14 protein-coding genes and 1 tRNA gene are annotated in these 14,555 nt (G+C 35.3%); 6 read left to right on the forward strand and 9 right to left on the reverse strand.

Going from position 1 to position 14,555, the window contains the following annotated elements; all coding sequences use genetic code 11:
* Position 1 precedes the first annotated feature (1 nt).
* Together ACMAZI_RS02485 and ACMAZI_RS02490 are read left to right on the forward strand one after the other, a co-directional pair.
* Entirely contained in the window at positions 2-679 is a 678-nt protein-coding gene (locus ACMAZI_RS02485; protein ID WP_334677915.1) for a hypothetical protein, read from the forward strand.
* Positions 676-1,740, forward strand: a complete 1,065-nt coding sequence (locus tag ACMAZI_RS02490) for a DegT/DnrJ/EryC1/StrS family aminotransferase (RefSeq protein ID WP_412473844.1) — start codon at positions 676-678, stop codon at positions 1,738-1,740. Before ACMAZI_RS02485 ends, ACMAZI_RS02490 begins: the two co-directional genes overlap by 4 nt.
* On the opposite strand, the gene ACMAZI_RS02495 is transcribed toward ACMAZI_RS02490, so the two are convergent.
* From ACMAZI_RS02495 to ACMAZI_RS02510, 4 genes are read right to left on the reverse strand one after another with little or no spacing between them, the layout of a single operon-like run.
* On the reverse strand, positions 1,733-2,395 hold the full coding sequence (locus ACMAZI_RS02495) for a PIG-L deacetylase family protein (protein WP_412473843.1): 663 nt from the start codon (positions 2,393-2,395) through the stop codon (positions 1,733-1,735). The genes ACMAZI_RS02490 and ACMAZI_RS02495 overlap by 8 nt on opposite strands.
* On the reverse strand, positions 2,392-3,303 hold the full coding sequence (locus ACMAZI_RS02500; RefSeq protein ID WP_412473842.1) for a radical SAM protein: 912 nt from the start codon (positions 3,301-3,303) through the stop codon (positions 2,392-2,394). Before ACMAZI_RS02500 ends, ACMAZI_RS02495 begins: the two co-directional genes overlap by 4 nt.
* Complete coding sequence (locus ACMAZI_RS02505) at positions 3,293-3,856, reverse strand: polysaccharide deacetylase family protein (RefSeq protein WP_412473841.1); 564 nt, start codon at positions 3,854-3,856, stop codon at positions 3,293-3,295. Before ACMAZI_RS02505 ends, ACMAZI_RS02500 begins: the two co-directional genes overlap by 11 nt.
* Positions 3,849-4,808: an NAD-dependent epimerase/dehydratase family protein gene (locus tag ACMAZI_RS02510; RefSeq protein WP_412475105.1), complete on the reverse strand. Its 960-nt coding sequence runs from the start codon at positions 4,806-4,808 to the stop codon at positions 3,849-3,851. The genes ACMAZI_RS02505 and ACMAZI_RS02510 overlap by 8 nt, the downstream gene beginning before the upstream one ends.
* 117 nt (positions 4,809-4,925) lie before the next feature.
* Here ACMAZI_RS02510 and ACMAZI_RS02515 point away from each other — a divergent pair, with 117 nt between their 5' ends.
* Positions 4,926-6,434 (forward strand): tail fiber domain-containing protein, encoded by a 1,509-nt coding sequence (locus tag ACMAZI_RS02515; RefSeq protein ID WP_412473839.1) that lies wholly within the window; start codon positions 4,926-4,928, stop codon positions 6,432-6,434.
* Positions 6,435-6,499: 65 nt separating this feature from the next.
* On the opposite strand, the gene ACMAZI_RS02520 is transcribed toward ACMAZI_RS02515, so the two are convergent.
* Positions 6,500-7,102: a radical SAM protein gene (locus ACMAZI_RS02520; protein ID WP_114705757.1), complete on the reverse strand. Its 603-nt coding sequence runs from the start codon at positions 7,100-7,102 to the stop codon at positions 6,500-6,502.
* Between the two features lie 136 nt (positions 7,103-7,238).
* Here ACMAZI_RS02520 and ACMAZI_RS02525 point away from each other — a divergent pair, with 136 nt between their 5' ends.
* Positions 7,239-8,783 carry a carbon-nitrogen hydrolase family protein gene (locus ACMAZI_RS02525; RefSeq protein ID WP_114705756.1) on the forward strand — a complete coding sequence of 515 codons (1,545 nt, stop codon included), beginning with the start codon at positions 7,239-7,241 and terminating at the stop codon, positions 8,781-8,783.
* 46 nt (positions 8,784-8,829) lie between these two features.
* Here ACMAZI_RS02525 and ACMAZI_RS02530 read toward each other — a convergent pair whose 3' ends face one another.
* The 3 genes from ACMAZI_RS02530 to ACMAZI_RS02540 form a co-directional block, all read right to left on the reverse strand.
* The gene (locus ACMAZI_RS02530) at positions 8,830-10,236 is read right to left on the reverse strand and encodes a methyl-accepting chemotaxis protein (protein ID WP_412473838.1); all 1,407 of its coding nucleotides are present in this window, start codon (positions 10,234-10,236) and stop codon (positions 8,830-8,832) included.
* Positions 10,237-10,239: 3 nt separating this feature from the next.
* On the reverse strand, positions 10,240-10,824 hold the full coding sequence (locus ACMAZI_RS02535; RefSeq protein WP_412473837.1) for a hypothetical protein: 585 nt from the start codon (positions 10,822-10,824) through the stop codon (positions 10,240-10,242).
* Between the two features lie 113 nt (positions 10,825-10,937).
* A complete protein-coding gene (locus tag ACMAZI_RS02540) occupies positions 10,938-12,518 on the reverse strand; it encodes a GMC oxidoreductase (RefSeq protein ID WP_412473836.1) in 1,581 nt (526 codons plus the stop codon).
* Positions 12,519-12,707: 189 nt separating this feature from the next.
* On the opposite strand from ACMAZI_RS02540, the gene ACMAZI_RS02545 reads away from it, so the two are divergent.
* Positions 12,708-12,989, forward strand: a complete 282-nt coding sequence (locus ACMAZI_RS02545) for a hypothetical protein (protein ID WP_114705752.1) — start codon at positions 12,708-12,710, stop codon at positions 12,987-12,989.
* A gap of 262 nt (positions 12,990-13,251) precedes the next feature.
* Positions 13,252-13,851, forward strand: a complete 600-nt coding sequence (locus tag ACMAZI_RS02550; protein WP_393094746.1) for a GNAT family N-acetyltransferase — start codon at positions 13,252-13,254, stop codon at positions 13,849-13,851.
* Positions 13,852-14,435: 584 nt separating this feature from the next.
* Here the strand turns inward: ACMAZI_RS02550 and ACMAZI_RS02555 are convergent.
* Positions 14,436-14,512: transfer RNA gene (locus tag ACMAZI_RS02555), tRNA-Ile, on the reverse strand.
* Positions 14,513-14,555: the final 43 nt, after the last annotated feature.

Here is a 14,555-nt window from a genome sequence, read left to right on the forward strand (position 1 = left end):
ATTGGATATTGAACATATCTTAAGAGAAAAGAAGATTGAATTCTTATATGCATCACAAGCAAAGCTTAAGGAAGAATTTAATATTGATGTTCCAGTAGGAACAGGCTTTGGTAAAAGTAAGAGCTTTTACTTTATCCCTGTAGGAAATAAAAAGTATGTTTTCAAACCAGCTCTTAAATACTTAGTTACAGAGGCTCCCGATATCGATCGTTCAGTGGACTTCACTTTTGATGAGTTATTAGAAAAGTATCGTAAGGTAATGAATAAAAAGACAATATTACCGACGTTATTAGAGGAGTCTGAAAGCTTTCTTGTTTTCGAATATTACAGAGAAGAGAACGGTTGGTTTAAAATGGATGACCTCAAAGAAAATGACGGAAAGGTTATCGTTGAGCTTACTAAGAACTTGTGGGGAAATGATCGCAGAGTACTTTTTCCATTCTATAATCAACTCTATTCTAAAGTTTATAAGAATGTTGAAACAGGTGAGATCAAGATAGTTGATTTAAAATACGTTGAAATTCAAAAACGTCGTCCTATATTTGTCTATATCTGCGATTATAATATTAACTGCTTATATTATCTCGAAAAGAATAGAAACCCTTTCTTTAATGTTAAGAATATATTAGCGCGAGAATATCCAATCGTGGATGCTCAGGAAAAGTATTTATATACATGAAAATTCCTTTTTTCTATCCCTATTCATCAGATAAGTTAATTCAAGAAGTCCAAGAGGTTATTGTCTCAGGATATTGGACTGGTGGTGTAAAGGTTTCCGAAGCTGAATACTTATTGATGCAAAAATTCAATTTTCCTAACTTTGTTGCAACAAGTAGTGCAACTTCTGCTTTTGAAGTTATTTTAGATACGTTTTTTACTAATGAATCTGTAAATATTGTGGTTCCAACCAATACTTTTGCAACAACAGCAGAAGTTCCAAAGCGTTTAGGCCATAGAGTGATCTTTTGTGATGTTGATCCAATTTTAGGGATGATTGATACTAACCATTTATCAGAAATACTTAAGTCACATGAGGTGAATGCTGTCATTCCTGTATCGATTGGTGGTGCACTATACGATAGGGAAAATTTAATTAAGCTAAAGAAAGAGTATGGTTTTAAAATTATTGAAGACTTGGCACAGTTGATTTATCCAAATTGCTTTCATTCAGCTATTGATGCATCATTTTTTAGTTTTTATCCTAATAAAATTATTTCTTCTCCTGATGGCGGAGGCATGATCTTTTCTGATGAAACAATGATTAGTTTGGCAAAAGAGAGAAGACTCCATGGTATACGAAAATTTTCTGATGGAAGCTATGATATCGTTGAATTAGGACGCAAGGCCAATATGACCAATATTAGTGCGGCATTTATAATCGATCAGCTTAATAATTTTGATGAAAAGGTAGTCAGGCGCACTAGTCTCTATAAGAAATATGAAAGTTTATTATCTGAAAGTATCAATTTAGTACCTACTTTAAATGCTAATATACCATCGCTTTTAATTATTCATTCAGAGCGCCGTAATGAGCTTAAGACTTTTCTAAAAGAACATGGAGTTGAAACATCGATTCACTTTCGGCCACTTCATTTACATTCTCATTGGAATAATGTTGATACATTTAAAGGCGCTGAAGAGTATTTTCGAACTTCACTTAGTCTTCCTTTTTTTGAATGTTTAAAAGATGATGAAATCGAATATATCTGTGGCCTTATTGACCAATTCCATTCTAATTAATTAACCTTTCAATATAGAAAGACTCAGCTAGAGCTTCTCCACACATAGTCCCTTCTTTTTTTGCACTTATTTCAAGGTTCTCAATTGATCGAGGATGTGGGAAGGGATGGAGTTCTGTTTCATATGCCATCATGGCCTGAATTTTGATTTTTAAGTCAATCTCATCAATCGTGTTGTAATAGTTTGGATTGGTGCGTAGATGATAGACTGATTGATATTCGATACTCGATGGAATATCAAATGCAAAAATATTACACTTCTTATAATTTGGTAGTGGCCTAAATGCTGTTAAAACGGCCTTGTTTGTAATTTGATGATCAAGGTTGAGATCATTATATGAGTGTGTATAAACAATATCAGGATTAATCTTCTCTTTTATAATCTCTATGTCTTTGACAATATCCACAAGATCGTAAGAATCTAAACGATTATCTTTATAATCTAGCTTCTCAAAATCTTCTACTCCTAAGATATTCATTGCCTTAAGAAATTCATTATGACGAATGTTAATATCTTTACCTTGTGCAGAAGAGCTATCTGTTAGAACTAAAACACTAACATTATCCTTATTTCTTATATGTTTACTTATAGTGGCTCCACAACCCAGGACTTCATCATCAGCATGGGCCACAACAATTAATATGTTTTTATTCATGGTGCCACCTTTTTAAAGCTCCAGTAATCATCACATTCACATAAGTTAAAAGGACAAATAATGCCTTCTGTCTTAAAGTCACAAGTTAAAATATGTTTTTTAGTGTTCTTACATGCATATGACACTTGCGCATCGTAATGAATAATAAAGGCCTTGATATCGCATTTCCAACCTTTTAATTTGTTATATCCATTAGCAAGAAAGTGAGACTTTGCTATATTTTTTTGAATATCACTAGTTTTAATCAGTGTGGTTTCTTTGTTATCTAGTGAGGATACTTTATGTTCACTTTCTTTAATGAAGTCTTCAATTTCAGGATCATACTCTTCGTATGTTGTATTATTATATTCTTCTTTGTGAAGTCTTATACAATTGAGTGTAAGCTTCTTTTGTTTTGCCAGTTGATAGGCATCTTCAAATACTTCTTTGTACTTAATGAATTCTTCTGTTTTATTTGTAAACAAGAATGCGATGTCGATATTGAATTGATCCGATAGAATCTCGCTTTTTTTGATGAAATCCTTATTTTTGTACTCTGGATGATAGCTTGCTGTGATTTTTATTTTTGAGCTTCTTTGTATTTTATTCCAAAAGCTTTCCGGCTTTATAAAGTTTGTTACAATACGTATTTCTTTTAAGTTTTCAATTGAGATTAATTCATCAATGACTTGTGTAAAGTCCGGGTGGAGGGTAGGCTCACCACCAATTAAGTTGATAATGAAATCTTCTTCTATATTTTTAAGTTTTTTGAGAATGATCTTGCTTAGAGTTGAATAATTTGTGTCACTATTAAATGGACGATAGTAGCAATAAGAGCAATCGTATTGACAATGAGACACCATCTCCCAGTTAATATTGAGAGGAGAGCCTTGTCCGATTTCTAGAATCTCTTGATTCTCATATTGCATTTTTTAGATCCTCTATCGCAACTCTTTCTTTGCCAAAGAAATTCATAATGCCACTTTGTTTTAATATCTCTTTGTATAGAGGTGCTTCATAATTATATGGGAAGCAGAAATCTTGAATTTCTATTCCATTTTCTTTAAATTTCTTAAGCATTAAGTCGGTATCGTCTTTTAAGTGTAGATGAAGCTCTTTTATACTTGTGTTACTTCTTAGGTCGCGATGAGCATGAGAATGCCCGCCTATGAAGCAATTCTTGGTTGAAGCAATTTCTTTAACCTGGCTCCATTTCATATAATTGCTAGTGTCTTCGTTTTTGAAGTAGAGTTCATGTGCTTTTGCACATTCAATTACAGCTTCATTTTGTTCAATGTCTTCACTGGCCAAAATCCCAGTTGAAATAAAAAATATCTTAGGTGTATTAAATTTTTTGAAATGTTCTAGTTTTTTGTATTGTGAATAAAGTCCATCATCAAACGTTATAATATAGTCAGATAGATCGAGATCTAACATCCAATCAAATACCTCATGAATCATTAAAACTTTCTTCTTATCCATATTTATGCTCAGCAATTTTTCTTATGATTGACTTCACATCGATCTCTGGTGTGTATATCTCTTTTAGCTTTGCTGTATCAGGTGATCTTTTATAAATATCATCACTATTTTTACTGTAGACATCATGGAAGTTTAAATAATTAATTTGTGCGTCTACTTTAAGTGTGTCTCTTATTAAATGAGCTAATTCTTTAATTGTAATGAGGTTTTTATCATTACCAATGTTAAGAGTTTGATTATGAAACATATCATTTGATATTAGTATGTCGATGGCCTTTAGGAAGTCTTCTACATCACAAAAACTTCGACATTGGTTTCCATCGCCGTAAACATTTATACTACCTTCTTCTTTTGCATCCTTAATCATTTTTGGAATAACCATTCCGTAATCCGGTGATTGACCAGGACCTGTTACATTAAAAAGTCTTAGGGTGATATGTGGAATTTCATAACTCTTTATTAGAAATTCAGTCATAAGCTTATTGCAAGCATATCCCCATCTCAAGGTATCAGGCGAGCCTATCTCTAGAGACTGATCCTCTGTGCATTCAGTGGCATTTCCATAAACTTCAGAGCTTGAAGCAAAGAGTAGTTTTGCATTAGACTGCGCTATTAATGGAAGTATATTTTGATTTACTTGGTACTCATTTATAATGGCCGCATTCGGGTTCTCATCAATTTTTTTGACACCTACAGCGGCTGCAAAGTGACAAAAATATGTGGTATCTTCTAATTCTTTTTTTAACCAATCTTTCTCTTGTTCGTTTAATAGTGCTAAGTCGAGCTTTTTGTAGATAATTTGGTCACTTAACAGAGACAATTCGTCAGCTTTAATGACATTAGTAGACTCGTTGTCAATGATGACTAAGTCGTACTTATGAAAGAAATTCTTGGCAATAGCGCTTCCAAGAAAACCTAACCCACCTGTAATAATCATTTTTTTCTTAGTCATATTTTCAGTCACTTGCACATATTTTATGTCGAGGTAAAATTATTTAGTTAATAATAATGCATTAAAATTTAAATACACTTATAATTATAACATAATGCATATTTAAAGGTGTCTCAAATGAATTACAAAAAACGAAATAATGAGTTTGGTTTTACCCTCGTGGAAATTATGGTTGCGGCAGGTCTGCTTGGTGTACTCTCTGTTGCGCTAGTTAACATGATAAGTAATATTAATAGAACTTCAAAAAGAGCATCTCAAGTTTTTAATGTACAACAAGAGATTCAGCGTATATCAACTCTGTTGGCAGATCAAGATTCATGTTTTGCAACTTTTAATGGAGAATCATTTGGCTCTACTGCGCAAGGGGCTGATTTCAACTTTAATACAATCAGTCGAGTTGATGGCGCAGGAGTTGCAAGTAATATATATACTCTTAATCAAGAGCTTGGAGGTGCTGATGGTAAGGTACATCTAGAAAGTCTCTCGGCAACGATTACTTCAAATGCACCAGGCCCAAGCTATATGCAGGCGGGAGTTAGTGTTGTGAAAGTAGATGCTAATATTAGAGTACAGTTCGAAAAAGGTGGACCTACTGCAAGTATTGAGGCTGTAAGAAATAGCTCGATCGGGCAAACTATAATTACGCGCGACATACCTGTCAGCTTTGTTTTAAATGAAGCAAATGGAAACGTTGTTAGTTGCTATGGTGCAAACAGCCAATATACAGACGCAGTATGTGATGCATTTGGTGGCGAAGTTGATGCTGATGGAAGGTGTACTCAAGTACAGTTGAGATCACGCTCTGCTGGTACTCTAGAAATAGACGTTCCTCTAGATTACTCTGCAGAGGTCGGAAGCAATACAGCGGCGGCGTTAACTGGTGAAACTTCAACAAGAGTACCTCTTCGAATACATCGTGGAGGTTCAAATTCTATGCGATTTGATGAAAACACAATACAAACAAGTGGTGCAAACCTAGAACTAAATCCTCATGCTCGAAATATAATTGTAGGTAATAGTGGAACAAATGTGGATATTCGAAGCACAGTTGTCAATACATTAAATGTGTCAGCAGCAACTACACATACAGGAACTACAAATTTCAATAACACAGCAACTTTTGATGCATTAGCAGACTTTAACTCGACAGTGTACTTTGATAATAGCAATACGTATTTTAGACAAGGTATGACATTAAGTGCAAGTCAGACTTTTATTTTACAGGATGCTGCTCGAATACGCTTCACTGGATCTTCACATATGTACTTTGATTCAGATGAGAGCTTAAAACATGATATAAATGAAATTGAGGATGTCTTAAGTAAATTCGATGAAATACGTGGTGTAGAGTTTGTTTGGAATAAGAATAATAGACGTGATATCGGATATATTGCTCAAGATATAGAGAAAGTATTTCCTGATTTGGTAACAACAACCAAAGAAGGTACTAAATCTGTTCAATATACAAAAATGACAGCTGTTAATACGGCCGGAATAAAGGCTTTACGAGCAGAGAACCAAGAGCTTAAGTTTAGAGTTAACCTTCTTATGAAGGCCCTGTGTGAAGGTGAAGATGCATATAAATATGAAGATGTATGCGCACTACCTTTAGCGCCTTTAGAATAAAATTAAGACAAATAGATAATATAAAAGGGAGTCATGGACTCCCTTTTTTTATTTAGCTTTAATGTTTAAACGAGATTGCAATCGCAGTGATAACGAAAGAGTGTTTCAAAGCTGTCTTCACTAATTCGCTTCTTATTTCTCATGAAGAGCTTAAAAGCATCCCCACGATTAAGAGTTTGACCGTGTTTCATATTACAGGCCAATTTGAATGAAATATGAGGGTATTTATCTAAGAAGTCATCAACCATATGGTGATTATCATTTGTAACTATGATGACATAAGTTACTTGTTCTTCGTCCATATCGGGAAATTCTATTTCCTGGTCTAGGGTTTCCACACAATGATAAAGAACTTCATCAATATATTGTAAGTATTTATCACCATATCTTTTAATGAAGAGCCCATTTGTGAAAACATCAATTGTGCAATTAAGCTTCACAAGATGCTCAAAGACTTTTTCCATCGTTTTTGGATCAATTAAACCTGGCTCACCTCCACTGAGGCTAACTGTAGCACCTTCTGTTACATTATAAATCTTCTCAAGGAGCATCTCCTTGCTGATTGGATTCTTCTTATTGCGCTCATGAGTGTCTATGATGCAATACGAGCAATCCCAGTTGCAGTTAAAGGTAGTAATTATAGTGAATTCATCACGAGCTTCGGCCATAGAATTATTGTAACACGGTACAAAATCGTAAAAAAGCTTTATTTCTTCTTAAGATTTCGGTCAGTTAACTTCGTCTTGTCCACAGTGAATTTACTGCTAAAATAGTAAGCATAAAGAATGAATCAAGGATGATTTTATGGCCAAAAAGGCAAAACAAGTAAAGCTTGAGGTAAGACTATCTCAACTTAGTGATATTGACGGAATTTTTGATCTAGTTGAGCGATCTTATACTGGATTTCAAGATTCATATACAAAAGGGATGATTAGAGGACAGATTACTAATTATCCTGAAGGTAATTTTGTCGCTACCCTCAATGGAAAGATTGTGGGCTATAGTGCGAGTATTCTCATTTCAGAAAAGAAGGCCACTGCAAAGCATACTTGGGCAAGTATAACTGGCCGAGGCTATGGATCAACTCACGATGAAGACGGAGATATTCTTTACGGATATGAAACTTGTGTTGATCCAGATATTAGAGGTCAGCGAATAGGGCAGCGCTTATATAATGCAAGAAAGAGACTGGTTAAATACGAGCGATTAAAGGGAATTGTATTTGCCGGACGTATCCCAAATCTTAAAAAGAAAATTAAACAAGTCGAAAGTGTTGAAGACTACATCAACCAAGTTAAAGATAAGAAGATACGAGATACAACTCTTGGCTTTCAATTACGTAACGGATTTGAGGTTCTTGGTGTATTAGAGAAGTATCTACCAGATGATAAAGAGTCCATGGGTTATGGAGTACATTTAATTTGGAGAAATTCAGAGTATGAAGCACGAGACAGTAAGGCAGATCGTCCGATTAAACAAAACTCTGTAAGAATTGTTAGTGTCCAATATCAGCAACGTGGTATTAAAAGCTTTAAAGAATTTGAAGACCTTGTTGAATATTATGTGGATGTTACTGCTGATTATCGTGCAGACTTTGTTTTATTTCCAGAGCTTTTCACAATGCAGCTTCTTTCAATTAAGAACGAAGAAGTAACTGCAGACGTTGCTATTGAGCATATGACTGCATACACAGAAGACGTGAAATCTTTATTCCAACGTCTGGCCGTTAAGTATAATGTGAATATTATTGCAGGATCTCACCCAACTAAAGTAGGGGATAGAGTTCATAATATAAGTTATATCTGCCTTCGCGATGGACAAATTCATGAGCAAGCAAAAATACATCCAACTCCTGATGAGCAATATTGGTGGAATATTGAAGGGGGAGATGAAGTAAAAGTAATTGACACTGATTGTGGCCCAATCGGAGTTCTAATTTGTTATGACAGTGAATTCCCAGAGCTAACAAGGCATCTTGCTAACCAAGGGATTAATATTCTCTTTGTTCCATTCTTAACAGATAATCGCCAAGCCTATTGTCGAGTGAAATTCTGTTGTCAGGCACGTGCTATTGAAAATCAAATTTATGTTGCAATGGCCGGAAATGTTGGAAACCTTCCACGTGTTAACAACGTTGATATTCAATATGCCCAAAGTTGTATTCTAACACCTTGTGATTTTCCTTTCGCTCGTGATGGGATCGCTGCTGATACAACACCAAACGTAGAAATGGTTGCTATCGCAGACTTACGTATTGATACATTACTTGAGGCCCGTCAAAATGGTGCTGTTAAGAATTTAAAAGATCGAAGACACGATCTCTATTCAGTTACATGGCATGGTAAATGATTTAATCATTTACCATGGTGATATATTAGATTTTTAATGTTAGAGATTATGCAACCTTCATGATTTTACTTTGAATATGATTCAACTTCTTTGATTCACCTTCAAGCTTGTTTGTAATGTCAGCTACAGTTTTAATTTGAACCAGTGATTCACTACTTGATTCGTTGATATTATGTAGTGCTTCTGAAAGCTCCTTAATACCAATATCTTGCTGGTCAGCAGCAGATGAGATTTCTTTCAAAGATACTTCTTGCTCTGTTGAGTTCTTTTCAACTTCATAAAATGATGAAGTAAGCTTCTTATTTATATCCTGCCAAAATTCAAATGAATCAGTAATTTCTTGTTGAAAGCTTGTAAGCTTTTGTGCAACTGACTCCACGGAGTTATTTAACTGCTCTTTACTTGTGTTTACAATATCATTGATTTCAACAGCTGCTGCTCCTGAAGTTGAAGCGAGTTTTCCAATTTCTTCAGCAACGACAGAAAATCCTTTCCCGTGCTCACCTGCTCTGGCCGCCTCTACTGAGGCATTAAAAGATAAGAGCTTTGTTTGGAAAACGATATCATTAATTAATGTCGTTTTCTCACTAATTGTATTTACAGATTCAACAACTGAATTAAGTTGTGTTGAAGAGGTCTCTTGCAGATCTTTCATATTTTCCACTAGAGATGTTAATGAATTAATAAATCGTTCACCTTCACCAATTGCTTGTGAACTTTCACCCATTGATGTTTTTGATTCATTCATTATCGAGATGACTCGTTCAATCTGATTTTTTGTACTCTCAACCATTTGTGAAATTTGTGTTGCTGTTGCTGAAATTTGAGTAATGGCCGAAGAGTTATTCTGCGAGTTACCAAGTAGTTGATGACAAGACTGACTTGAAACTTTTGAAGCGCTATCAATACTACTTACAAGAGGTCTAATCTCATTATTAATTTGTTCTTGAAGTTCAAGGACATTATTGAAACGATAAGCTAGAAATGTACATGCAATTGCTTCAACAACTACAAATGCCGCATGAATTGCCACAATCCCTAAACTTGCTTCGTAGTTAAAAATACTACTAGGTAGAAGAAAGTAAAAAGCAACATGGTGTACTGCTGCTGTTAGTGCTGCAGCAACGATTGTTAATGGAGTTGCTAAAACACTTAAAATACCAATGGCAACAAATATATGAAAGTGCCATTCAATCATACCTTTACCAAGATGGATCATAACACCAGATAGTGCAATATAAGTGAAGCCCATTAAGATCGCAGCTACTTTTGTATTCTTTAATAGGTATTGCACACCTAATTGTCCAACACCTAATAGAATTGGGCCAAGTATTGCAATACTGTATTGTGTATCAAAGAACCAGGCCATAACCATAAAAATTGGAATATGTGCAAAGATAGCGATATTTGTATACTTTAAAACTTTACTTAAATTTGATTCGTAAACACTCACTTTCTACTCCTGATACTTCAATCCCAGTGGATCCAGTAGCTTTTGATACTTCTTGCTAACTGCACATCCTATAACTGGCATCGATGCTATTTTTCGTTTTTTATCAATATTATTTAAAAAGCTTTGAATATTAATTTTTGTAAATGGTGTAATGGATTTATCTGAGTAACCACCAACATATTGTGTTTCCAAGTTATTATCGTATATAACGAGAAGGGGAACCCCCTTAATCATATCTGCTTTTTCAGCATCAAGTTTCTTAGTTTCAATTAATTGAACCTTATAACCCTTGGCCTTTAAGTTCTTTTCAAACTCGAGCTCATTATCATCGATAATAATTGCTAATTCATTTTCTAACGGCTTTCTACTTAATAAGTGTTTATAAACTTGCTGAGAGCAACTACAGGCCGGCGTAATAAAGTGTGCTACACCATGACCCTCTTCAATTTTTGGTAAGAGATTCTTGAATTCAACTTGCTTATTTTTTTCAGGGCCAAGGTCTGCATAATGCCACGAATGCAGTATTGTGATCACAGCCGATACTGCAATTACCCAAGAAGCAATGAGAAATACGTGGAGTTTCTTCATGCTTACTTTTTCGGAGTATTTGTTTATAAACTTAATTAATTCAGTGCCTTATATTCAGTTTTTAGATTTTATCTGTATTTTTAAATACTTGGCCTATCTTTTTTCATCAATTATTATTTATCTTTTTCTGCAATTTTACTCATGCCATATTCAGTTATGGCCGTGATTGATAATGATGGATTCACTCCTGGGTTTGCAGAAATCATTGAGCCATCAAAGACATACATATTCTCATAATTGAAAACCTTATTGTCTTTATCAATGACTCCTTCTTTCTCACTTTCTCCCATACAGGCTCCACCTAAAATATGAGCGGTTGAAGGAATACCTGTTAATGTTTCAGTAAACATCACCATTGGTTTTCCATCAATGATCTTACAATACTTCTTGGCCATTTCATGTGCTGTCTTAATAAATGCGGTAGGAGCTTCTCCTTCTGAAAGAAGTGTTTTTAATCCGAAAAATCCTTTTCGAAATTTTAAGGTACTATCTAAGTGCTGCATAAAAAGGTGAATATTAGTCTGCTTTGCAAAGTCTTTTACTGTTAAGATGCGAAGCCACTTAATAGGATTCTTTAGAGGCTCGATAATGAGCTTTAACATTCTTAAAAAGAAGTTTGGTTCAGAGATCATTGGAACCATTAAGACACGCCAGAAGCCAGAACCTTTTCCATAGCGTGTCGGTTCAAGGTGAGAGTGCTCGTCGATATCTATTATCGAACCAATTGCAACTCCTTTAGTCATATCGATATTTCGCTTATAAGTTGTATTTAAGATAAGTGCTTCGTTGTTTGTTCTAATGGTATCTCCAAGTGCAGGAGATAATTTAGGAAGAGACTTCTTTTTCAAATCAAGTAGTAAGTTAATTGTCCCAAGAACACCAGCACTGAATATAACTCCCTTACTTTTAAAAGTCCTTGTTTTACCAAAGTACTTTGTTGATTCCTTAACCGTTATAGAATAACCAGTACGGCCCGATTCACCATCTAAAGGTGTGACATCAATAACTTTATTCTCAGCAAGAATATCTACCCCAAGCTTACGTGCAAGATAGAGATAATTCTTATCTAAAGTATTCTTGGCATTGTAGCGACAACCAGTCATACAAGCACCACAGGCTATACATCCGGAGCGAGTTGGTCCTTTACCATCAAAGTAAGGATCAGCAACTTCAATACCTTCCTTTCCTTTCTCGCCAAAATAGACAGATACTTTTGTTGCATCAAAGTGATCTTCTCTTCCAATTTCTTTGGCTAGTTGTTTTAATGTAAAGTCAGCATCACCATGATGTTTTGTTTTCTCTGCTCCAAGCATCTTCCATGCAAGATCATAATAAGGGGACAACTCTTCTTCCCAATTATTTAAATTCTTCCAAGGTCCATGCTCAAAGAATTGGGACTTCGGTTTAGGAAGTGTATTTGCATAAACAAGAGATCCACCTCCAACACCAACACCACTTAAGACCGATACATGTCTAAAGAAAGTCAGTTGCTGAATTCCAAAAAACTTCAACTGAGGTAGCCACATCCATTTAGGTAGATTCCAATTTGTCTTAGGAAATTTTGAAGTATCACCATAGTCCTTTCCCTTTTCAATAACGAGAACACTATAGCCTTTTTCTGCAAGCCTAAGTGCAGAGACAGAACCACCAAAACCTGAGCCTACAATAATATAATCGTAAGAATCCTTGATCATAACTACCTAAATTTCATTGTTAATATTCACTTATTCTAACACGTCATTTTCTAGTAATTAAAGTCTTAACTAATTTTGTGACCTCGTAAGCTATTGTAATTAAATAACTTAATTCACTTAAATATATCTAGTGGACGTAAGAATTGGCCGAGCCTATGTTATAATAGATGAAAAGATTTGGGGGAAATTATGAAATATACAATTTTGGCCTTGGCCTTAACTTTGGTTTCATCATCAGTTTTTTCAAAAGGTAGACCTCTACTAAGATGTCCTAAAAAAGATAATAAGGCCCTTGTTTGTCATGTGCCTCCAGGAAATCCTTCAAATGCTAAAGAGATCTTTATTGGTAAAGACGCTGTTGAAGATCATCTGGCCCACGGTGACTACACTGGCTATTGTAAAGACACAAATTACGAAGCAAAGAAAGAGATGTGTGGAATTTGTGATGCGGATATCGATCCGAATTGTTAGTGTTCATAAAAAGAAGGGCGATCACTCGCCCTTCCCCGAATTAGAACTTGCTCAGTATAATCAATAGATTAAGTAAGCAAATTACTAACTCTAGTAGCAATAAAAAATCCTCCATGATTTCTCCCTATGGATGCTCGTCATTGAGCAGGAGAAAGGACTTTTTATTGAAACTTTATTCGTGTTATAATTCTTCTATCCCTTCCCCGAGTAAGGGCTCTATTAGCAATAGAAATCAGCCTCTGTTTAACAGGGGCTTTTTTGTATGCAAATGGAAGATATTCTTAGTCGTATCTATGTGCCTGAATTGATTAGTCTAAATAGAGTAGAGAAAGAAATTATGAATATTACGATTGAAAAAATTGATCCAAATAATGAACTACAGGCAGAAGCTTATTGCTCATGGCTTGCAGATGAATTAGTCGTAAATAATTGGTTCCTTCAAAATGATGATGAAGACTTCACCGTTTCCTTTTCTGTAGATGACTTTAAGAAAGCATTTTCTAAAGAGGATAAAATCGCTTTTATAATTAAAGATGACTATGACTATTTTGGATACGGATCATTTTTCATAAATCATCCTGTTGGAATGCATAAAGAGGGACGTGTTTGTTGGCCAAGTTTAGCCATTGGGAAATCATCTCATCGTGGAAAGGGGTTATCGAAGCATATATTTTCCGAAATCAGAAAACTAGCAATTCGTGAAGGGTGCACTCATGTTGAGGCTGGTATCTTTGATTTCAACGAGGCCATAAGAGCAAACCTTATAAAAATGGGGTTTAAACTTATTGGAAGAAGAGAGAATCTTACTTTTGTCGATGGAAAGTGGTGGGGATCTGAGCATTATTTAATAGAGTTGAAATAGCTTTAGATTCACTTTTTTGATGCATAGATGGATGTGATTGAAGAAGAGCTAGCGAAGTGCGGCTTTCCGGCATACAAGACTTGCTGTCGCGAACTCACTTAGACCAAAATCTTTTTTTACTTAGTATATACGATATAAAAATATGCCTTTGGGCATATTTTTTCGCTCCAGTGTAACAACCCTTCGGGGGTCCCTGTGTTCAAGAATATATCATGCTATGCGAGGGGCACTCTCTCGCTCACTTCGTGTTCGCTCGTCAGTGATGCTCGGCTTCAAATGCCATCGTGGCATTTGCCGCCTCAACAACTTGTTCCATGATCAAAATTTGAAAATCTTGAATATCGCACAAATAAAAAAAGCCCCGGCAGATGCCGAGGCTTTTTTATGGTGGGACATACAAGACTTGCGGTCGTGAACTCTCTAGTCGAAACATATCTTTTTACATGGCACATTCACAGTAAAAACATGCCATCGGGCATGTTTTTTCACGACCGTGTGACAACCCTTCGGGTGGTCCCTGCGTTCAAGAAATAGATTTGGGTTTCAGGCAAAAAAAAACCTAGTGCGAAGACTAGGTTTTTCTATGGTGGGACATACAAGACTTGAACTTGTGACCACCCGGTTATGAGCCGGGGGCTCTAACCAACTGAGCTAATGTCCCATAAGTTGGTAATTTGAAATATAAATTTAACTAAGAATTGGTA

It is taken from the genome of Halobacteriovorax sp. YZS-3-1 (assembly GCF_047084945.1).
In the GTDB taxonomy this organism is placed as follows: domain Bacteria; phylum Bdellovibrionota; class Bacteriovoracia; order Bacteriovoracales; family Bacteriovoracaceae; genus Halobacteriovorax_A; species Halobacteriovorax_A vibrionivorans.

What these genes read in the sequence shown, in the direction of transcription:
- ACMAZI_RS02490 (WP_412473844.1), top strand. Translation starts at nt 676, where the DNA reads ATGAAAATTCCTTTTTTCTATCCCTATTCATCAGATAAGTTAATTCAA.
- ACMAZI_RS02495 (WP_412473843.1), bottom strand. Translation starts at nt 2,395, where the DNA reads ATGAATAAAAACATATTAATTGTTGTGGCCCATGCTGATGATGAAGTC.
- ACMAZI_RS02500 (WP_412473842.1), bottom strand. Translation starts at nt 3,303, where the DNA reads ATGCAATATGAGAATCAAGAGATTCTAGAAATCGGACAAGGCTCTCCT.
- ACMAZI_RS02505 (WP_412473841.1), bottom strand. Translation starts at nt 3,856, where the DNA reads ATGGATAAGAAGAAAGTTTTAATGATTCATGAGGTATTTGATTGGATG.
- ACMAZI_RS02510 (WP_412475105.1), bottom strand. Translation starts at nt 4,808, where the DNA reads ATGACTAAGAAAAAAATGATTATTACAGGTGGGTTAGGTTTTCTTGGA.
- ACMAZI_RS02515 (WP_412473839.1), top strand. Translation starts at nt 4,926, where the DNA reads ATGAATTACAAAAAACGAAATAATGAGTTTGGTTTTACCCTCGTGGAA.
- ACMAZI_RS02520 (WP_114705757.1), bottom strand. Translation starts at nt 7,102, where the DNA reads ATGGCCGAAGCTCGTGATGAATTCACTATAATTACTACCTTTAACTGC.
- ACMAZI_RS02525 (WP_114705756.1), top strand. Translation starts at nt 7,239, where the DNA reads ATGGCCAAAAAGGCAAAACAAGTAAAGCTTGAGGTAAGACTATCTCAA.
- ACMAZI_RS02535 (WP_412473837.1), bottom strand. Translation starts at nt 10,824, where the DNA reads ATGAAGAAACTCCACGTATTTCTCATTGCTTCTTGGGTAATTGCAGTA.
- ACMAZI_RS02540 (WP_412473836.1), bottom strand. Translation starts at nt 12,518, where the DNA reads ATGATCAAGGATTCTTACGATTATATTATTGTAGGCTCAGGTTTTGGT.
- ACMAZI_RS02545 (WP_114705752.1), top strand. Translation starts at nt 12,708, where the DNA reads ATGAAATATACAATTTTGGCCTTGGCCTTAACTTTGGTTTCATCATCA.
- ACMAZI_RS02550 (WP_393094746.1), top strand. Translation starts at nt 13,252, where the DNA reads ATGCAAATGGAAGATATTCTTAGTCGTATCTATGTGCCTGAATTGATT.